Raw genomic sequence first — 18704 nt, 5'->3', positions numbered from 1 at the left:
CGTTATCCCTCGATGTTCTCGAGCGTCGACTCGAGCTGGGCCATCGCGTCGGCCGAGGAGAGGTCCTGGTTGACGGCGGCGTTGGCCTGTTCGGCGATGGCGCTGGACTCGTCGCTCCAGACGGCCGTGACCGGTCGCGCCATGGTGTTCTCACCGGCGACCTGGAGCGTGTTCATGTAGTTGCCCATCGGGTCGACGTTCGCGGCCGTCTCGGAGTTGAACAGCTCGCTCCGGGGCGGTAGCCACCCCTCCGTCTCCAGGAGGAACAGCTGGAACTCCTCCTGCATCGACGCGTCGATGACCTGGGCGACGGCGTCGAGGTTCTGGCTGTTGGGGTTGGCGGTGATGTGCCAGCCACCGAGGGCCGACGTCGTCCCGCCGGTGCCCTGGAACTGGGCTTCGTTCTCGGGGACCGCGTACGGGATCGGCATCGTCCCGAGGTCGTCGCCGAACTCGGAGGCCGCCGCGTTGATCGCGTAGGGCCAGTTCCGGTGGAAGATGGCGTTCCCGTTCGTGAACGGCGCCAGGGAGCCGTCCTCGATCCAGCCGAGGATGTTCGACGTCGTGAAGCCGCCGCCGTACCCCTGGAGGTTCTCGAAGTCCTCGTCGTGGACGAACTTGCGCATCATGTTCAGCGACTGGATCACAGGTTCGGAGTTGACGGTGATCGGTCGCTCGCCGACGGGCCCGAAGAGGTTGTCACGGCCGCCGAAGTACGCGCCGCCCCACGAGCTCATCACCTCGTTGAACGTGCAACAGGCCGTCCCCTCGTAGATGTCCCACTGGGTCGTAAACCCGTACTCGACGTCCGCGTTGTCGTACGTGTCCGCCGCGACGTTGGACCACTCCTCCCAGGTGATCGGCTCCGTCGCCCAGTTGTTCTCCTCCGGGCTGTACCCCGCTGCCTCGACGAGGTCCTTCCGGTAGAGCATCGTCGGGTAATCGGGGTAGAGCGGGACGCCGAAGAGGTCGCCGCTCTCTGGGTCGATGGCCGTCTCGGTGAACCCGGAGAAGTACTCCTCGTCGATGGTGGTCAACTGCTCGTCGGAGAGCAGCTCCGAGAGGTTCTGGATCTGGCCGCGCTGGATGAAGATGTTCACCCAGCCGTTGTCCATCATGAACATGTCGGGCGTGGCCTCGCCGGCGTTCAGGAGCCGATTGTAGTTCGCCCGTCGCTCGCCGGTGTCGGGCTGGCCCTGCTCGAACTGGACCTCGACGTCGTCCGCGAGGCCGCCCTCTTCGTGCAACGCGGTGCTGATCTCGTCGGCGTGGTCCTGGGCCACCGTCGCGTCGAACCCCCAGGTGACGGTCGTCGCCTCGCCCCCGCCCGCGTCGCCGGTCTGTGTTCCGTTCGTCCCTCCGCCGCCACCGCCGTTACCGCCGCCAAGTAGCTCCGAGCACCCGGCGAGACCGGTGGCGAGACCCGACGCACCGGCACTGACGACGAATCGGCGCCGGGAGACGCTACTCCGTTCTCGATCGTGGTCCGTGTTCGCTGCTGTCATTGCTCTCTTCTGGTATTGTTCTCACAGAAACAAATAGGTTAGGGAAGTGATTTGTAATATCACAAGAAAGATTATTGACCCGCTGGAAACAACTCAGTACGTGGCGTTTCGCGACGCGACGAACGGCGACGAATGAGGCGAGAATATCACTGACATATACTCGCGCCAACCATTCTCGCCGACACGACCCGACCCGCTGGGACCGTCCGGAACGCCCTGCCCCCTGAGGACCCCATCGAACGGACAACGAACCACGCACGATGAACGAAGACGACATCGTCGACAGACTCACGCGATTCGGCCTCTCGGACAAGGAGGCGCTGGCGTACCTGACGATCCTCCGGAACGGAACCACCAGGATCAGCGTCGTCTCGGAGGAAGCCGACCTCTCGAAGAGCTACACGTACGACGTCGCGGACAGGCTGGAAGCGAAGAGTCTGATAGCCATCGACGACCACGTCGTCCCGACGCAGATACGGGCGCTGCCCCCCTCGCAAGGGATCGAGAACCTGGTCTCGCAGCTGTACACGATGGAGGCGGAACTGGAGAGCATCTTCGACTCGGAGAGCTACGAGGAGGAGACGTTCAGCGTCATCAAGTCCCGCCAGACGATCCTCCGGAAGGTCACCGAACTCGTCGATTCGGCGGAGACGGAGGTCGTCCTCTCGCTGCCCGCGGCCGCCGTCCCTGTGGTCGCGGAGGTTCTCCAGGCGGCCCACGAGACGGGGACGTTCTGCCTGCTGCTGGTCACCGAATACGACGGCGAGACCACCGTCGACGACGGACTCGCCCACGTCGTTCAGACCTGGGACGCCCCGGCGCCAGTCATCCTCACGACCGACCGGACCGACGGACTGGTGGGGGCCGCCGACGCGATCCTGGACTCGAACTCCAGCGAGTACGCCATCTACCACGCCGACGCCCACATCGCCGCAGCCCTGTTCGACTCCTTCGTCGCGAACTACTGGCCGATGGGGAGCGAAGCCCACGTCGCGACTGCGTCGGGGCTCCCCGAAGCCTACGACGGGTTCCGTCACGCGATATTCGACGCGGCGTTGCACCTCGCCGCGGACCGGTCGCTCGAGGCAGAGGTGGCCGTCAGACCAGCCCGGACGACAGGTGCCGTCGAGACGCTCACCGGACCCGTCGTCGACGTGAACCAGAGCCTCGTTCGACCGTACGCGAACGGGTTCCCCACCCAGGAATCACTCCTCGTCGAGTCGGGCGACGAGACGATATCCGTCGGTGGGCCGCGCGCCTTCGTCGAGGAGTACGAGGCGACGGACGTCACGCTCTCCGCGGGGGAGGACTCGTGACCGTCGACGCCCCACAGCTCCGGGTCCCCTGCGCAGACGACGACCAGAAGACACCGCTACACGATTCGAGACACGACAATGAGTAACGACACGCATTCGGTACGGCTAGGTATCGTCGGCCTCGGCTTCATGGGCCAGACGCACGCGACGAACGCGACGGAACTTGGCCACGAGGTGGTCGCGGGGGCCGACGTCGTCCCGGAGACGCGCGCGGCGTTCGCGGACGAGTACGGCGCGACGACCTACGACGAGTTCGAAACGATGTACGACGCCGAGCCCCTCGACGCTGTCGTCGTCGCGACGCCGAACACCTTTCACGAGGCGGCGGTCGTCCCCGCCCTCGAACGGGACTACGACGTCCTCTGCGAGAAGCCCCTGGCGGACGACCTGGCGAGCGCCGAACGCATCGCCGCGGCCGCCCGGGACTCTGATGGGTTCTGCCTGGTCAACTTCCACAATCGCATCGCGACGGGGACGGAGGTGTTCAAGGGCTATCAGCGCGAGGGGCGCTTCGGCGAGGTGACCCACGTCCAGGCGAACTACGTCCGCTCGCGGGGTATTCCCGGCGTCGGTTCCTGGTTCACGGACGAGAAACTCTCCGGTGGCGGCGTCGTCATCGACATCGGCGTCCACGCCATCGATCTGGCACTCTACCTCATGGAGTTCCCCCCCGTCGAGGAGGTGTTCGCGGTGACGCGGTCGGCCTTCGGCGCGCGCGAGGACTACGTCGACCCGGACGACTGGTACGACAGCACCGACCAGGCAGTGTTCGACGTCGAGGACTCCGCCACGGCGATGATCCGCTGTGCGGACGACCGGACCATCTCGCTCGAAGTGTCCTGGGCCGCCAACCAGACGGAGACCGAGGAGTTCGTCGTCCGCGGGACCGAGGCCGGCGCCCGCCTCGAACTCGGTGGCGAGGAACTGAAGATGTTCGACGCTGGTCGGCAGGGGACCGACCACCTCGTCGAGTCGACCGTGACCGACGCGTCGCTGGAGTACACCGGCTGGAAAGGGGGCGACAAGCTCTTCCTCGACGCCGTCGCGCGCGGAGAGAAGCCAGAGCGCAACACCGTCGAACAGGCGCTCACGGTCCAGCGAGTCATCGACGCTCTCTACCGCTCGGCGGCGGACGGCGGCTGCGTCACCGTCGGCGAGAGCTCGGAGTAGCACACGACAGTGTCGCACACGCCGAGCGACGACGCGATTTTCGCCTGGATAGATTACTCGTACTGGACGTCGTCGATAGTGATGGACTCGGCCTCGATCTCTTCGAGGATGGCGCCCCAGCCCCCGACGTCGACGACGTCCGACCCCGTGTCCACGGTGAGTGACACGCGGCCCGCGAGATGGGAGAGCGGTAGTTGCTGGTCGTTCTCCGTCGGGTCGCCGGAGAATGTCACGTCCGTGACGACGCCGTGAACCTCGGTGGGATCGTTCGTCTCCATCTCGTAGCCCTGGACCGTCACCTCCACGGTTGCCCCTTCGTTCAGGAGCGTCTCCAGGTCGCGGACCGCGTACCGGATGTCGACGTAGGTGGTGGGCGTGTCGGCCGTCCGCGCGGTGTAGATGGTATCCCAGCTCTCCCAGAGCGCAGTGAGGAAGAACCAGTGGAAGACGAAGGTGTAGGTTCGGTCGCTCACGAGGACGCCGTACTCGTTGGTCGAGCGCTGGTTCGGCGCGAAACTCGTCGACGTCCGGTCGACGATGACGACGAACGGCGAGGGCAGGTCCCGGTACCGGGCCTCGGTACAGACCCCCTCGAGTGCTGCCTCGTCGGGCAGGTCCCCCTTCCCCTCGTCGCTCCAGAGGCTGATCTTGACGGTGACGCCCCGCTCGTGGGCGGCGGCCAGTTCTTCGGTCATCGACCGGAACTGGTCCACGTGGCCCGCGAACTGGATCTGTGTCTCCGCGTCGCCGACGAGCGTCTTCGCGCGGTTCATCACCGTGTCGAAGCGCTTGACGATGCTCACCTCGTGTTCCGTGACGGCCGGTTCGTTCCACCGCTCTTCGATCTCCTCGGCCGCGTCGAGGTACTCGCTGGACCGCGACCGGAGGTCGTCGAGGACGACGTCCGGGTCGTGGGCCCGGGCCGTCAGGCTGTCCTGCTGGTACGTCTCGACGTACCCCTTCGCCTCCAGGTCCCGCAGGACGTCGTAGATCCGGGGGTCGGGGACGTCACAGGCGTCGGCGACGTCGGTCGCCGAGGCGTTCCCTAGCGCGAGGAGCGTCACGTACGCCTCGGACTGATAGGGCGAGAGCCCCGCGTCTTCGAGGATCTGAATCAGTTCGCTGTCCTTCATCGGTTCGTGCTCGCTGGTCCGTGCCCTCCCGGTGGACTTCGACCCGGGTTCGGGACGTTCGCCGGATGTTCTCCTGCAGCGCACTCACGTCTGCGGTGTGGCCGTTCGCGTCGGGAGCGCTGCGCCGATGTCCACGAACCAGCGCCGGCCGTGCCGTGCACCGATCCCCCTGTCAGATCCAACCGTTCCCAGTCCATACAGCACCCACTACACCTGCGAGTAAAAACGTTGACGGCAGCGAGCGTTCAGTCACGCTGGCCTGCCCAGTCGGTGACCGGCAGACTCGGTCGAGAGAACAGTGCAGCACGAATCCTCAGCCGGGAACAGGCGTGGCGCAGGCGTCGAGACACCGGCGGGGAATGATAGGACCATGGCAGTGTAAACTGCGCTGTTCCCCGCCGGTTCACGACTCGTGGCCGGGCGTGGCGTTTCACGCGGCAGTGGGTGGCAGTGGCGCTTGTTCGAATCGACGTCCGGTGACGACGTCGTCGGACACGACCCAGCCACGTTACTGTACCACCAGACGAAGTAAATAGGTGCCGATATATTACAAATCTGTCATTGGGAAACGAAGGATCGATTTCGCGATCGATTGCACTGGCTATTAATCCCTCCCCCGCCCAGATACTCCTAGGACCATGAAAAACATCGACGACCTCATCGAGGGCGCGGCCGAGCTCGCCGAGCGCGGCCTCTCGAAAGGCGAGATCGCGGACGAACTGAACGTCTCGCGCGAGACGGCGAGCTGGCTCGTCGAGCGAAGCGACACGGGCGCCGAACCAGTCGTCGAACCCACGAGTGGCCCCCACGACATCCACGTCGACTGGAGCGCCATCGGTCGCGACAGCAAGCGCCTCTCCCACCTCGGTGCGGCGATGGCCGACCTCCTCTCCAAGGAGGGCGAGGACGTCGACCTCACCATCGGTATCGAGAAGGCCGGCGCCCCGCTGGCGACGACCGTCGCGCGAGAACTCGAGACCGACCTGGGCACCTACGCGCCAACCAAGCACCAGTGGGACGACGAGAAGGACCAGGGGCTCGACGGATCCTTCTCCCGGAACTTCGCCCAGATCCGCGACCGCGACTGCTACGTCGTCGACGACACCATCACGAGCGGCACGACGATGACGGAGACGGTCGAGGCAATCCGCGAGCAGGGCGGTAACCCGGTCGCCTGCGTCGTACTCGCGGACAAGCGCGGCGTCGGCGACATCGCCGACGTACCTGTCTACTCTCTGCTGCAGGTTATTCGGGTCGGGAGTGAGGAGTAGGGTGGTTTCGAGCGGAGCGAGAAACCACCTTGACATCGAACGGGGAGCGTAGCGACCCGTGAGATAGGGTGGTTCCGACCGCAGGGAGGAACCACCTCGAGGCCGAACGGCGAACGAAGTGAGCCGTGAGCAGGCAGATCCGAGACGAGCGAAGCGAGAAACCACCTTAAGCCGAACGGCGACCGAAGGGAGCCGTGAGGTAGGGTAGTTCCTCGATGGGCTCGGAATCTGCGTGGATGCGAGCGGCGAACGGGGCGACCCGTGACCGAGAATGACCTCCTTTCCAGACGCTGACTACAGTTCTAGGGGCAGGTGCCGCTCGATCTCGAGGTCGTACCCGACGGCCGAGACCTCGGTCGTGGGCCAGTCGCCGGTGACCGACATCGGTTCGACGGCCTCCGCCGTGACGAGGTGGAGGTCCTCGCTCTTGGCGCCCTGGACGGTCGGATTCCACGCGTAGGCCATCGGGAGCTCGACCGGGGCGTCGTTGTCGGGGGTGGCGATCCACTCCCGGCCGGCGAAGCCCGCGGCGCCGCCTTGGTGGTGGTTCTTCCACTCGCCCTCCCAGCCGAGGGTCGCGTAGGCGTCCTGGATCGCTTCGAACACGTCGCCGGCGGTGCCGCCGTCGCGGCCGACCGCTCGGGTCGCTGCCAGCGCCGTCGCCTCGACGCGCATCGCGTCGTGGGTTCGCTCTTCGAGCCACTCCGGCGGGTCGAAGGTCACGGTCCGGCTACAGCTGGTGAACAGGCCGTCGCGCTCGGCCGTCACCGAGAGCAGGGCGTAGTCGCCGAGTTCCGCGTCAGTCGAGGTGTAATGACGGTAGGACTGGGCGCGGTCGCCGCTGCCCACGAGCGCGACGGGAACGGCGATGTCCTGCGCTTCGAGTTCCCGGCGGAGTTCCGCCGTGACTTCGAGTTCGGTGTCCGGGGACGAGGCGTCTCTCGCGACGGCCTCGATCGCGTCCGCGACGTCGCGAGAGAGCTTCTGGTAGGTGGCGACCTGTCCCTCTGTCAGCGGCTGGCGGAGCGTCGATGCGTCGACGGAGTCCATCCCGGTGACGTCGAAATCCGCCGCAGCCGGCTCCGGGCTGAACGCTGTGAGGGCCTCGCCCAGCGACTGGTCGTACCACTGGAACGTCTCGATACTCACGTCCCCGGCGAGTTCTTCGTCCCGGAGGCGGCCGGCCTCGATGTTGTCCGTGACGACCGTGATGCCGTCACCGTCGTAGCCCGCGGCGGCGACGCCGACGTCGCCGCTCCGGTCGACGACGTTGTCGCCGCCCCCAGTAATCCAGGCGAAGGAGTTCGGCCGGGCGAACCAGACCGCTTCGAGGTCGTTCGAGTCGAGATACGAGTCGAGTCGCTCCTGGAGTGTCATATCGACTGTGGCGCCGCCAGTCGCTTAAAACCGCCCGGGGGTACGTTGGACCGTCGCCGGGGTCACTCCACCGTGACCCACTCGCCGCGGTCGTCGCTTCGTTCGACGGCGTCGAGGACCTGCTGGGCCGCGAGGCCGTCCTGGAAACTCGGCTCGTAGTCGGTGCCGTCCCGCACGGCCAAGAGGAACTCGTAGTTCTCGTGGACGAAGGTGTGCTCCCAGCCGATGACGTGGCCCGGGGGCCACCAGTGTTCCATGTACGGGTCGTCCCCGTCCGTGACGAGGACGCGCTCGAAGCCGCGTCCGCCCTCGCGTTTGACCTGCAGTTCGTTGAGGCGTTCGAGGTCGAACTTCAGACTCCCCTTCGAACCGTCGATCTCGACGGTGTGGGCGTTGTCGTGGCCGTTGGCGAACCGGGAGGCCTCCAGCGTCCCAATCGCGCCGCTCTCGAACTCGACCTGTGCGGTGTAGGCGTCGTCGACGGTCACCTCGCGCGTCTCGACGGCGTCGTCGCTGCCGGACCCGTCCAGGGTCCCGCCGCCCTCGCCAGGCACCGGCCGCTCGTCCACGAACGTCTTCAGGTGGCCGCTGAGTCTGTCGATATCGCCCGCTGCGTCGCCGAGCAGGAAGTGCGCCAGGTCGATGGTGTGTGCGCCGAGGTCCCCGAGGGCACCGCTGCCGGCCATCTCCTCGTCGTTGCGCCAGCTCCAGGGCGCCGTCGGGTCGACGAGCCAGTCCTGGAGGTACCGGCCGCGGAAGTGGTGAATCTCGCCGAGTTCGCCGTCGTCGATCAGGTTCTTGGCGTACTGGATGGCCGGGACGAAACGGTAGTTGAACGCCGTCCCCGCCGTGACGCCAGCCGACTCGGCGGCGTCGGCCATTTCCTCGGCGCCCGCCAGCGTCGGCGCGAGGGGTTTCTCACAGAAGACCGGGGTTCCCGCTTCGAGCGCCGCGATGGAGGGTTCCCGGTGGACGTGGTTCGGCCCGAGGTTGTAGAACACGTCTACCTCGTCGACGACGTCGCGCCAGTCGGTGGCGGTGCGGTCGAAGCCGAGTTGGTCGGCGGCGTCGGCCAGTGCCTCCTCGTCGCGGCCGACGACGACGTCGCGGTTCGTCTCCGGCGCGTCCGGGAAGAACATCGGCAGGCGGTCGAGCGCGTTCGAGTGGGCCTTACCCATAAAGCGGTATCCGAGAATACCGACATCGAGTGTCATACCTGACCTCTCGGACGGTCAGGGAATAACTCTCATGGTCGCGGAAGCCCGGGAACTGATGGGCCAGTATCAGAGGAAGTCGTCGACGCCGATGTTCCCGTCGCTGTTCCCGCCGCCGCTGTCCCCGCCGGGGAGCACCCGTGCGAGCGACGAGGCGAACGCGTTGAGCCCGCGGGTCTGGTACCAGACCGTGCCGGGGCCGGTGAACTCGAAGACGAGGCCCTCGCCGCTCAACAGCGTCGACTTCATCCCGCCGGGGCGGTGGGCGTCGAACTCCACCGAGCCGTCCCAGGCCACGACGTTCTCGTTGTCTACGTGGTAGGACTCGCCGGCCTCGAGTTCGACCGTCTCCAGGCCGCCGAAGGCCTCTACGAAGACGTCGCCCGTCCCCTCGAGGGTCAGCGGCGTGATACTGGCGCCGGCGAGCATCGACTTCAGCCCGCCGAACTCCGTCTCGATGTCGATAGAGGGGTCGGAGGCGAGCCAGGCGCCGTCGACGGCGTACAGCTTCTCACTGTCGAGGTGGTGGTGCATCACGTCACCTGGCGTCGGCGGCGCGAGCGTCACCTTGCCCGAGCCACCTGTCGCGGTGAACTCGTTGGCGAAGAAGGACTCACCCCCCAGCATCGACTTCGCGGAACTCAGGAGGCCGTCGTTACTGGTCGTCGTGTCCATCGAGACGTTCGGGGAGTGACTGGTCATCGCGCCGGGTTCGGCCAGTACCGTCTCACCGTCTTCGAGTTCTACGATCACGTGCGTGTACGCCGGCTGGTGCGTCAGTTCGAAATCCATGGTATCACTGGGTGTCTCACCCACCCGACGCTCCCTTGTCCGCCTTGTGTAATAAGATTGTGTAGCGAAATGAAACCCGGTCCGAACTGGCGTTAGTCCCCGGAGCCAGTGAGTACGTCCGTCTACGCCCAGTACGCGTCGCCGGGCTGGGTCGAGAAGACGACGCGCTTGAGCAGGTCGACGCCCTTCTCCAGGCCCTCGCGGCCGGAGGTGAGCGAGTCCTCGTGTTCGATGGAGAGCGCACCGTCGTAGCCCACCATCCGGAGCGTGGAGACGACGTCGCGCCAGTGGTCCTCGCCGTGGCCGTAGCCGACGGAGCGGAACAGCCAGGAGCGGTTCGGTTCGTCCGTGTACGGCGCCGTGTCGAGGACGCCTTTCTCCCGGGCTTGCTCCTCGTACACCTTCGTGTCCTTGGCGTGGAAGTGGTGGATGGCGTCCTCTTCCCCGAGGAGTCGGATGGCGTCGGTGATGGAGATGCCCTGCCAGTAGAGGTGCGAGGGGTCGAAGTTCGCGCCGATGTACTCGTTGGTCGCCTCACGCAGGCGGAGCAGGCCGTGGGGCTCGTAGACGAGCATGTTCGGGTGCATCTCCAGGCCGACCTTCACGTCGTGGTCGGCGGCGTGTTCGGCGGCGTCGCTCCAGTAGTCGGTAGCGACGTCCCACTGGTACTCGAGCGCGTCGCCGTGCTCGGGTGGCCACGGCGCAGTGATCCAGTTCGGAACGTCACCGGCCTCGCTGCCCGCCGGCAGCCCGGAGAACGTGGTGACGGCGTCCACGCCCAGCTGACCCGCCAGTTCGATCGCCTCGCGCAGTTCCGTGTCGGCCCGCGCCGCCCGCTCGTCGTCGGGGTGGAGCGGGTTGTTGTGCGTCGCGAGCGCGCTGACGTACATGTCGTGTTCGTCGAGCAGCGCGTGCAACTCGGCCTGTTTCTCCTCGTTATCGAGGTACTCCTCGCGTTTCAGGTGGTCGTCACCGGTGAACCCGCCACAGGCGAGTTCGACGGCCTCGACGCCGATGCCGTCGAGATATTCGAGTGCGTCTTCGAGGGACTGGTCGCCCAGCGGAACTGTGAGTACGCCTACCTCCATACCCACAGTTGCGACAGGTGGCGATATAAAAATAGGGGCGGCGGCGGTCGCTACTCGCCCGTTTCGTAGCGCTCGAACAGCGCCGAGAGCTGTTTCGACCGCATCGTCAGCATCTTCACGTTGACGTACATCTCGCCGAGCGCGAGGTTCTGTTCCTCGGCGATGGCAGCGACGTGTTCGGCCGCTTCGACGTTGTCCTGGGACGTCTTCGCCACGTCGTCTGCGATGGAAGCCACCTCTTCGGAGGAGGCGGCCTGGTCGTCTGTCGCGTTGCTGATCTCCTTGACGCCGCTGGAGGTCTCCTGGACGTGTTCCATGATGGACTCCAGCGCCTCGACGCTCTCGGAGACGGTCTCGCGGCCGTGTTCGACGGAGCCCTGCATGTTCTGTATCTCCGCCACTGCGTCGTCGGTCTGGTCCTGTATCTCCGCGATGAGACTCTCGATCTGGTTGGTCGCGCCCTTCGTCTCCTCGGCGAGGGACTTCACCTCGTCCGCGACGACCCCGAACCCGTTGTTGTTCGATCCATTGGAGGCGTGTGCCGCCTCGATCGACGCGTTGAGCGCGAGGATGTTCGTCTGTTCGGCGATGTTGTCGATGAGGTCGACGATGTGACCGACCTCGTCCATCTGCTCGTTCAGCTCCTCGACCGTCTCGACGACCGTCTCGGTCTGCTTCGAGGAGTCGACCATCGCCTCGTGTGCCTCGCGGCCAGCCTCGATCCCCTCGACCGTCCGGCGTTCCGTCTTGTCGGCCATCTCCGAGACCTCGTTGCTGGAGGCGGCGATCTCCTCGATCGTCGCGGACATCTCGGACATCTCGTCGCTGATCTGGGAGATCTGATCGTGTTGTTCGTGGAAGACGTCTGCGATCTCCTGGATGTTGCCGGCCACCCGTTCGCTGGCGTCTTTGACCGCCTCTGTCGCGGTCGTGACCTGTTCGCTGGACCCGGCGACCTCCTCCGAGAACCCCTCCGCAGTCTCGATGGTCTGTTCGAAGGCGTCGGCCATCTCGTTGAACTCCGCGGAGAGTTGCGCGAGCGCCTCCGAGGGAATCTCGACCGACATGCGACGAGTCAGGTCACCTTCGCCAGCGGCGTCGACCACCTGGGCCGCCTCGGACAGGTAGTCGTCTATCTCCGCCATCGACGCACCGTCCGCCGCCGCGAGGCCACCGTCGGTCGAAACGGCGGTCGGTGACGGTGAGGCAGGAGTGGCCTCGCGCGCGGCGCGAAGGTCAGACGTTACCGTTTCGAGTTCGGCCCGGAGCTCTGCCGCCTCGGTTCGTTCGTCGTCTCGCTCTTCGCGCACACGTGCGAGTTCGGACTCTAAAGAAGACGTCCGTCGAGTGAGACACCGGAGAGAGTACGCGCCGCCAGCGACTGCGGCGAGGAGTCCCGCACCCACCAGTGCGGCACGGACCCCTGGCGGCGCAGCAGCCACGACGACGAGCTGGTACAGCCCGTGGACGAACTGGCCACCGATCGCGACGACCATCCGACGTTGGAGAGGATTTCTGAGTGTCATCGGTGAAATTTGGTAAATAAACGCACCCAGTATCGCTTAAATCTACCGCCGATCGGGGGCCGAAATTATTAAAATCGATATTGGGCTGTCGGAATCTACCGGCATCAGGCAGTTCTCGCCGTCGAGAGAGTCGGGCCGTCCCGTTCGTATTACCAGTACGTAACTGGTATTCGTTCAGGTTGAACGAATCACCTCGGACTGCAGTCGGCCTGCAGTCGGCCTGCAGTCAGCTAGTCGGCCCTGTACCGGCACAGACTTAGCCTCGGGCTCGGTCTCAGCCTCTGTCTGGGACTCGGTCTCTGTCTCGGGCTCGGTCTCAGCCTCTGTCTGAAACCGGGTCTCGGTCCCGTCCCCCGTCCCGACCCCGATCCTGGTGCGGCCAGTAGACGGCCAGTGGACTTCGTCCAGACTTTCGTCCGCGTCGAACCCGACAGTCGTCGGAGGCCGCCGTTCGTCCGCTTTCTCGACGGTGTTCGTTCCAGCCGGCTGGGAGGAGAGCAGTTACAATCCGGTGAACAGACGGTGAACATGCGTTCACCATCACTGAATTATAATCCTCGCTACTCGAATCCTTCCGAGAAACGAACTGTGACGGCTCGTCCGCCTGGGTGTGGGCTTCCGCTAATGTTTTAGGACTCGCCTCTGCACTCTCGGGTATGACTTTGCACGCCAGAGAGATCAACCAGGACGTCCGAGAACTCGGCGAACTCCTGGGTGACGTGCTCGAATCCCAGTCGTCGACGAGCGCGTTCGAGACTGTTGAACAGCTACGGACCGATTCCATCGCGTACCGACGGGGGGACGCCGAGACGCGCGACGCCGTTCGGGAGACGATAGCGGAACTCGACCCGGAGAGACGAGACGTCGTCGCGCGCGCGTTCACGACGTACTTCGAACTCATCAATCTCGCCGAAGAGCGCCAGCGCGTGCGCCAGATCCGTCAGGGGAGTCAGGACGGCACGCTCGACGACAGCGTCGAACAGGCCGTCGAGAACCTGTCGAACCGCGGGGCCGACCCGGAGACGGTCGAGGCAGTCCTCGACGACGTCCTCATCCAGCCCACCTTCACGGCCCACCCGACGGAGGCCCGCCGCAAGACGGTGAAGGCGAAGCTCCGGGCCGTCGCGAGCGACCTGGAGACGCTGGACGAGGTCCGGCTCACCGACGACGAGCAGCGCCACGTCGAGCGCGACCTGGCCGCGGAGGTGACGAGCCTCTGGCAAACGCCGCAGGTGCGTGATCGACGTCCCGAGGTGACCGACGAGGCGCTCAACGTCCAGTGGTACATCGAGAACGTCCTCTTCGACGTCATCGACGACGTGTACGAGGCGCTCGAATCGGCCCTCGCCGACGAGTACGACCCGGACGCGGTCGACGTGTCCAAGCTCTACGAGTTCCGGTCGTGGGCCGGGTCGGACCGCGACGGCAACCCCTACGTAACCCCGGAGGTCACCGAAGAGACCCTGGAACGCCAGCGCGAGGTCGTCCTGCCGCTGTACCGCGACCGGCTCAAGGCGCTCTCAGGCGTGTTGAGCCAGGACGCGAGCAACATCGAGACGAGCGGAGCGTTCGACGAGCGCCTCGAAGACCACAAGCAACGACTGGCCGGCGTCGCTGTCGAGGCCGAGGAGCGCTACCCGGACGAGCCGTATCGCCAGAAACTCAAGCTGATGCGCGAGTCCGTCCTCCGCGTCGCGGACGTCCGTTCCGGTGGGTACGAGAACGCCGACGCGCTACTCGCGGACCTGCGGATCCTCGCAGACGACCTCCGGCGGAACGACGCCGACGTGATCGCCGAAGCCCACGTCGACCCACTGATCCGCAAAGTCGACACGTTCGGGTTCACGCTCGCGAGCCTCGACCTGCGCGACCACCGCCAGAAGCACACCGACGCCATCGACGAGGCGCTCGAACCCGAAGGCATCGACTACAAGGCGAAAGACGAGGCGGGACGGGTCGAACTCCTCACCGACGCCATCCTGCAGGACGAACCCATCGTCGACGTGGACGACACCGACGAACTCTCGGACGAAGCCGCTCGCGTCGTTCGCCTCTTCCGGAAGGCCGCCGAGTGGCAGAAGGAATTCGGTGTCAACGCCATCGACACCTACTGCATCAGCTGGTGCGAGGAACCGTCCCACGTCCTCGAGGTGCTGTTCCTGGCCGACCAGGCCGGGATCGTCGACCTGCCGGGCTACTGCGGCTTCGACGTCGTTCCGTTGCTGGAGTCGAAGTACGCCCTGGACGGCGCCCGGCGCATCATGGGGACCCTGTTCGAGAACGAGGCCTACGAGCAGGCACTGGAAGCGCGCGGCGGCGTCCAGGAGATCATGCTCGGCTACTCCGACTCGAACAAGGAGAACGGCTTTCTGGCGGCCAACTGGAGCCTCTACCGCAACCAGAAGCGCCTGGCAGCGATCACCGACGACTTCGACGTCGACATGCGGCTGTTCCACGGCCGTGGTGGCTCTATCTCGCGGGGCGGCGGGCCGATGAACGACGCCATGCTGGCGCTACCGAACGAGTCGGTGTCGGGCCAGATCAAGTTCACCGAGCAGGGCGAGTCCATCGCCGAGAAGTACGCCAATCCGAACATCGCCGAGCGCAACCTCGAACAGATGCTCGACGCCCAGATGCGGGCGCGGTTCAACGCGATGGAAGAGCCGGTCGAGGAGGTGCCGGCGGAGTGGGAGACGGCGATGGAGACGGCCGCCGAGGCAGCCCGGCTGGAGTACCGGTCACTCCTGGAGACCGACGGCTTCGTCGACTTCTTCGAACAGGCGACGCCCATCACCGTCATCGAGAACCTCAACATGGGGTCGCGGCCGGCCTCGCGCAGTGGAGACCGGAGCGTCGAGGACCTCCGTGCCATTCCGTGGGTGTTCTCGTGGACACAGGCCCGCTGTATCATCCCCGGCTGGTACGGCGTCGCGACCGGCGTCCAGGCGTACCTGGACGACGGTGGTGAGATGGAGACGCTCCGGGAGATGTACCGGGAGTGGCCCTTCTTCCGGACGAAACTCGACAACGCGACGCTCGCGCTCGCCCGGACCGATTTCGACATTGCCGACCAGTACGCGGACCTGGCCGACGACGAGTTGCGCGAACGAATCTTCTCGCGCATCGAAGCCGAGTACGACCACACCGTCGACCTCGTGACGACCATCACGGAACGCGAGGAACTGCTCGACCGGGAGTGGCTCCGGGAGAACCTCGAACGACGGAACCCGTACGTCGACCCGCTCAACCTCCTCCAGGTCCGTCTGCTACAGCAATCTCACCTCACCGAGTCCGAGCAGCGGACGCTCCGGTTGACGGTCCAGGGCGTCGCAGCCGGGATGAAGAACACCGGCTAATCACGCGGTACCGGGACGGGTATCGTCGGGACCCGAGACCCGTTCCAGCCGCAGTTCTATCCTGAACCGGATAGATCCCACCTCCACGCCGGAGAACCCTCGTTACGTGTGCCAAATCTCCGCATAACTATTTCACGTCCCCGTCCATGTGGTACCAGTATGCCTGAGGAAACAGGCGACCATGAGGTGGTGGTGGAACCGGAACTCGAGGACGCCATCCTCGACGTGTTCGACGAGAGCACCGAGGCGGCCCTGAGCACCCGGACGGTGACCGAAGCCGTCGACGAGGAGGAGGCGGTCGTGAGCGCACATCTCGACAGTCTCGCAGAGCGTGGAGAGCTGGAGAAAGTGGAACTCGGAGACGAGTACGTCGGCTGGGAACGCCCAATCGAGACGTTCGTCGGCCACGCCCACGAGGGGTCCTACCGGATAACAGACCGAAAGACCGGCCTCGTCACCAGAGCGGGCGACAGGACGGCGGCACTCCGGAATCTCGCCGACAGGATCGAGTTACTGGAGGACGGGTCCCACATCGGCGCCCAGATACTGGGCATCAGCGAGGCGTCGCTCGGACCAGGATACTTCGAATCCGTCGAGGACGTCCTCGAATCGTACGTCCGGCCCGACGACCGTCACATCTACGTCTACGTCGAGGACGACGGCGTCGACGAAATCGAGACAGCCGCGCAGCTGACCAGGGAGCAGACGATTCTGGGGTTCACGGTCACGGCCGTCTTCGACCAGGCGTCGTTCTCCGACGTGATGGTCGTCTCGGCCGAGCGGGCGATGGCCGACTCCGACCTGGAGCCCGAACACTTCCCCGTCGGCGTCTTCAAAGCGACGGCCGTCCACCCCGAACACCAGCAGGAAGGGATCGGGACGGCGCTCGCGAGCCACGGCCTGGCGTACCTGGCGGAGACGCCACCGGTGTTGACGGTCCTGTGGCTCCGTGACGACGGGGCGACGAAGAGTCTCGCTGCGAAGTTCGGCGGGGAAGAACTCGCCAGGTTCGAGGACGTGGACCTGTCGGGCCGACAGTGCCCCCAGTGTGGGTTCGACTCCGACTGTTCGTGCACCTTCGCGCTGTACTCCTGGGGACTGGACGAGGTAGAGGACTAGTCCTGTGGACCCGGCGGGGTCGCGTCTGCCCGGTGGACCCGTTCGAGACGGAGTTCGAACTTCGTCCCCCGGTCCGTGTGTTCGAAGTGGGCCTCACCGCCCGAGTTCCGGACGACCCAGTTGACGGTCCAGAGGCCGAGTCCGTTACTGTGGGACAGCGGGTCGACCTCGCGGTCCTCGAAGACGTGGCGCTCGTTCGGCCTGATACCGGGGCCGTCGTCCTCGACGGTGAGTACGAACTCGTCAGGCCGTTCAGTGACGGCTATCCTGACCCACGGCTCGGCCGAGTCGTTGTGGACGACGGCGTTCTCCAGTAGACAGCGAACCGCGAGTTCGATTTCCCCGTCGGCGAGCACGAACCCGTCCCGCGGAAGGTCGGTCTCGACGGTGACGTCGTCGAAGTTCGCCCGCAACCACTCGACGGCCTCCGAGACGACGTGGACGAGGTCGGTCTCGTACCGGTCCCGGCCGGCGTCGACGAGTTTCTCGATGGCGCGGGCCTTCCGACTCGTCTCGATGACGTCGTCACACGTGCGGACTATCGTCTCCGCGTGACTGGCCCGCGGGCCGTCGATGTTGGCCGAGAGTAACTCACCGTGGGCCCGGATCACGTTCAGGTCGTTACTGAGGTCGTGCCTGAAGACGCGCGCGAACACCTGTTTCAGCAGTTCGAGGTCGCGCTGGTGACGTTTGAGTTCGGAGACGTCCTCGCAGACGACCACCGACCCCTCCGACCCGTCGCTCCGGCCGAGGGGGGTCTTCTGTACGGAGAGGTACTGGCGACGGCCTTCACGCTCAAGGACGATCTCGTCGTCGACCTCGCCGTCTTCGAGGCGTTCGAGTATCTCCGGGTACGCCGCCAGCAACGACGGGAGGCGTTTGCCCGTCGCCGTCGGTTCCAGGTCGAACATCTCGATGGCTGCCTCGTTCAGGTACGCGACGACGTCGTCGTCGTTGACGGCGACGACTGCTTCGTCCATCTCGTCGAGGGCGTGACGGCGAGCGACGGGGGCGATCTCCAGTAACTGGAACCGGTACTGTCCCCACCCCCACAGTGCGGCCCCGGCGAGAAACCCGATCGGCGTCGGATTCAGGTAGCTCTGGGGAAAGACGCCGAAGTTGTAGGCGATACTCGTCACGACTGGGATGGACCAGCCGGCGATCAGAATCGCCGATTGTTTCCGGTAGATCCCCTCGAGTTCCGTGTGGTTGTTCACGAGGAGGACGCCGCTGACAAGCAACAGGAGGTAGTTGAACGTCGCGTGGGCGTAGAACCACGGACCCTGGTCGAGGGTGATGCCGGTGGCGGCGTCGAGGGTCAGCTCCGGTCCCCAGAGCATCGAGTGGGACGCGTCCGTCACCACGAGTAGCAGCGTCACTGCCGGGACGACGAACAGCGGGAGAACGTGTCTGAGTGCGTATCGTTTCTGTCGCGTGAACTCCAGCGACAGCATGAACCATCCGATGACAGAGAGGTTCACGAACAGGAGGAGGGTGTCGACGCTGGCCAGCGACCAGGAGTGGTCGTCGACGAGCACGAGGAGTGCCCAGCTCACCGACCAACCGGCCATCCCGACGAGGAGGAGAGCGAGCCATCGGCCACCGGGCTTCTCGCGTTTCTCCCACGCGAGTTGCAGTAACCAGCCTGCCGGGACGACCGTCAGAAGCAGGAGAAGTCCGTAGAGATCGGCACCCGAAACCATTTGATCGAGTTATTCGAGCTATCCATTAGAACCTTTGTTACGGATCGCTGACCTGATCCACGAACGGGGCCGGACGTGACGTTTCGATGAGAGGTAGGGGCTGTGACGGCCGGGATTTTTACGGTGTTCGGACC

Annotated in this window: 13 protein-coding genes; 5 read left to right on the top strand and 8 right to left on the bottom strand. The window is 65.4% G+C overall.

The window, feature by feature from the left end; all coding sequences use genetic code 11:
• Positions 1–2: 2 nt before the first annotated feature.
• Positions 3–1505: an extracellular solute-binding protein gene (locus tag BM337_RS14935; protein ID WP_089817445.1), complete on the bottom strand. Its 1503-nt coding sequence runs from the start codon at positions 1503–1505 to the stop codon at positions 3–5.
• A gap of 260 nt (positions 1506–1765) precedes the next feature.
• On the opposite strand from BM337_RS14935, the gene BM337_RS14930 reads away from it, so the two are divergent.
• Together BM337_RS14930 and BM337_RS14925 are read left to right on the top strand one after the other, a co-directional pair.
• A complete protein-coding gene (locus tag BM337_RS14930; RefSeq protein ID WP_089817444.1) occupies positions 1766–2821 on the top strand; it encodes a TrmB family transcriptional regulator sugar-binding domain-containing protein in 1056 nt (351 codons plus the stop codon).
• 78 nt (positions 2822–2899) lie between these two features.
• Complete coding sequence (locus BM337_RS14925) at positions 2900–3991, top strand: Gfo/Idh/MocA family protein (protein WP_089817443.1); 1092 nt, start codon at positions 2900–2902, stop codon at positions 3989–3991.
• 53 nt (positions 3992–4044) lie between these two features.
• Here the strand turns inward: BM337_RS14925 and BM337_RS14920 are convergent, their stop codons facing one another.
• Complete coding sequence (locus BM337_RS14920) at positions 4045–5124, bottom strand: TrmB family transcriptional regulator (RefSeq protein ID WP_089817442.1); 1080 nt, start codon at positions 5122–5124, stop codon at positions 4045–4047.
• A gap of 638 nt (positions 5125–5762) precedes the next feature.
• On the opposite strand from BM337_RS14920, the gene gfcR reads away from it, so the two are divergent.
• Positions 5763–6395, top strand: a complete 633-nt coding sequence (gfcR, locus tag BM337_RS14915) for a transcriptional regulator GfcR (protein WP_089817441.1) — start codon at positions 5763–5765, stop codon at positions 6393–6395.
• Between the two features lie 294 nt (positions 6396–6689).
• On the opposite strand, the gene BM337_RS14910 is transcribed toward gfcR, so the two are convergent.
• The 5 genes from BM337_RS14910 to BM337_RS14890 form a co-directional block, all read right to left on the bottom strand.
• Positions 6690–7772 (bottom strand): M24 family metallopeptidase, encoded by a 1083-nt coding sequence (locus BM337_RS14910; protein WP_089817440.1) that lies wholly within the window; start codon positions 7770–7772, stop codon positions 6690–6692.
• A gap of 62 nt (positions 7773–7834) precedes the next feature.
• Positions 7835–8986 (bottom strand): Gfo/Idh/MocA family protein, encoded by a 1152-nt coding sequence (locus tag BM337_RS14905; protein WP_089817439.1) that lies wholly within the window; start codon positions 8984–8986, stop codon positions 7835–7837.
• A 69-nt stretch (positions 8987–9055) separates the two neighbouring features.
• Entirely contained in the window at positions 9056–9778 is a 723-nt protein-coding gene (locus BM337_RS14900) for a TIGR00266 family protein (RefSeq protein ID WP_089817438.1), read from the bottom strand.
• A 122-nt stretch (positions 9779–9900) separates the two neighbouring features.
• The gene (locus BM337_RS14895) at positions 9901–10866 is read right to left on the bottom strand and encodes a sugar phosphate isomerase/epimerase family protein (protein ID WP_089817437.1); all 966 of its coding nucleotides are present in this window, start codon (positions 10864–10866) and stop codon (positions 9901–9903) included.
• Positions 10867–10916: 50 nt separating this feature from the next.
• Positions 10917–12362: a methyl-accepting chemotaxis protein gene (locus tag BM337_RS14890; protein WP_245778681.1), complete on the bottom strand. Its 1446-nt coding sequence runs from the start codon at positions 12360–12362 to the stop codon at positions 10917–10919.
• Between the two features lie 686 nt (positions 12363–13048).
• On the opposite strand from BM337_RS14890, the gene ppc reads away from it, so the two are divergent.
• Together ppc and BM337_RS14880 are read left to right on the top strand one after the other, a co-directional pair.
• Positions 13049–15748: a phosphoenolpyruvate carboxylase gene (ppc, locus tag BM337_RS14885; RefSeq protein WP_089817435.1), complete on the top strand. Its 2700-nt coding sequence runs from the start codon at positions 13049–13051 to the stop codon at positions 15746–15748.
• Positions 15749–15907: 159 nt separating this feature from the next.
• The gene (locus BM337_RS14880) at positions 15908–16867 is read left to right on the top strand and encodes a GNAT family N-acetyltransferase (RefSeq protein WP_089817434.1); all 960 of its coding nucleotides are present in this window, start codon (positions 15908–15910) and stop codon (positions 16865–16867) included.
• Here the strand turns inward: BM337_RS14880 and BM337_RS14875 are convergent.
• The gene (locus tag BM337_RS14875; RefSeq protein WP_089817433.1) at positions 16864–18570 is read right to left on the bottom strand and encodes a sensor histidine kinase; all 1707 of its coding nucleotides are present in this window, start codon (positions 18568–18570) and stop codon (positions 16864–16866) included. The two genes, BM337_RS14880 and BM337_RS14875, sit on opposite strands and share 4 nt — an antisense overlap.
• Positions 18571–18704: the final 134 nt, after the last annotated feature.

It is taken from the genome of Halomicrobium zhouii (genome assembly GCF_900114435.1).
GTDB classification, from domain to species: Archaea; Halobacteriota; Halobacteria; order Halobacteriales; family Haloarculaceae; genus Halomicrobium; species Halomicrobium zhouii.
The sequence above is the reverse complement of the archived record's forward strand: the minus strand, read 5'-3'. Positions and strand labels throughout refer to the sequence as shown.

Coding starts and splice junctions, on each gene's coding strand:
- ppc (WP_089817435.1), top strand. CDS start 13,049: ATGACTTTGCACGCCAGAGAGATCAACCAGGACGTCCGAGAACTCGGC.
- BM337_RS14900 (WP_089817438.1), bottom strand. CDS start 9,778: ATGGATTTCGAACTGACGCACCAGCCGGCGTACACGCACGTGATCGTA.
- BM337_RS14930 (WP_089817444.1), top strand. CDS start 1,766: ATGAACGAAGACGACATCGTCGACAGACTCACGCGATTCGGCCTCTCG.
- BM337_RS14920 (WP_089817442.1), bottom strand. CDS start 5,124: ATGAAGGACAGCGAACTGATTCAGATCCTCGAAGACGCGGGGCTCTCG.
- BM337_RS14910 (WP_089817440.1), bottom strand. CDS start 7,772: ATGACACTCCAGGAGCGACTCGACTCGTATCTCGACTCGAACGACCTC.
- BM337_RS14890 (WP_245778681.1), bottom strand. CDS start 12,362: ATGGTCGTCGCGATCGGTGGCCAGTTCGTCCACGGGCTGTACCAGCTC.
- BM337_RS14895 (WP_089817437.1), bottom strand. CDS start 10,866: ATGGAGGTAGGCGTACTCACAGTTCCGCTGGGCGACCAGTCCCTCGAA.
- gfcR (WP_089817441.1), top strand. CDS start 5,763: ATGAAAAACATCGACGACCTCATCGAGGGCGCGGCCGAGCTCGCCGAG.
- BM337_RS14880 (WP_089817434.1), top strand. CDS start 15,908: ATGCCTGAGGAAACAGGCGACCATGAGGTGGTGGTGGAACCGGAACTC.
- BM337_RS14905 (WP_089817439.1), bottom strand. CDS start 8,986: ATGACACTCGATGTCGGTATTCTCGGATACCGCTTTATGGGTAAGGCC.
- BM337_RS14935 (WP_089817445.1), bottom strand. CDS start 1,505: ATGACAGCAGCGAACACGGACCACGATCGAGAACGGAGTAGCGTCTCC.
- BM337_RS14875 (WP_089817433.1), bottom strand. CDS start 18,570: ATGGTTTCGGGTGCCGATCTCTACGGACTTCTCCTGCTTCTGACGGTC.
- BM337_RS14925 (WP_089817443.1), top strand. CDS start 2,900: ATGAGTAACGACACGCATTCGGTACGGCTAGGTATCGTCGGCCTCGGC.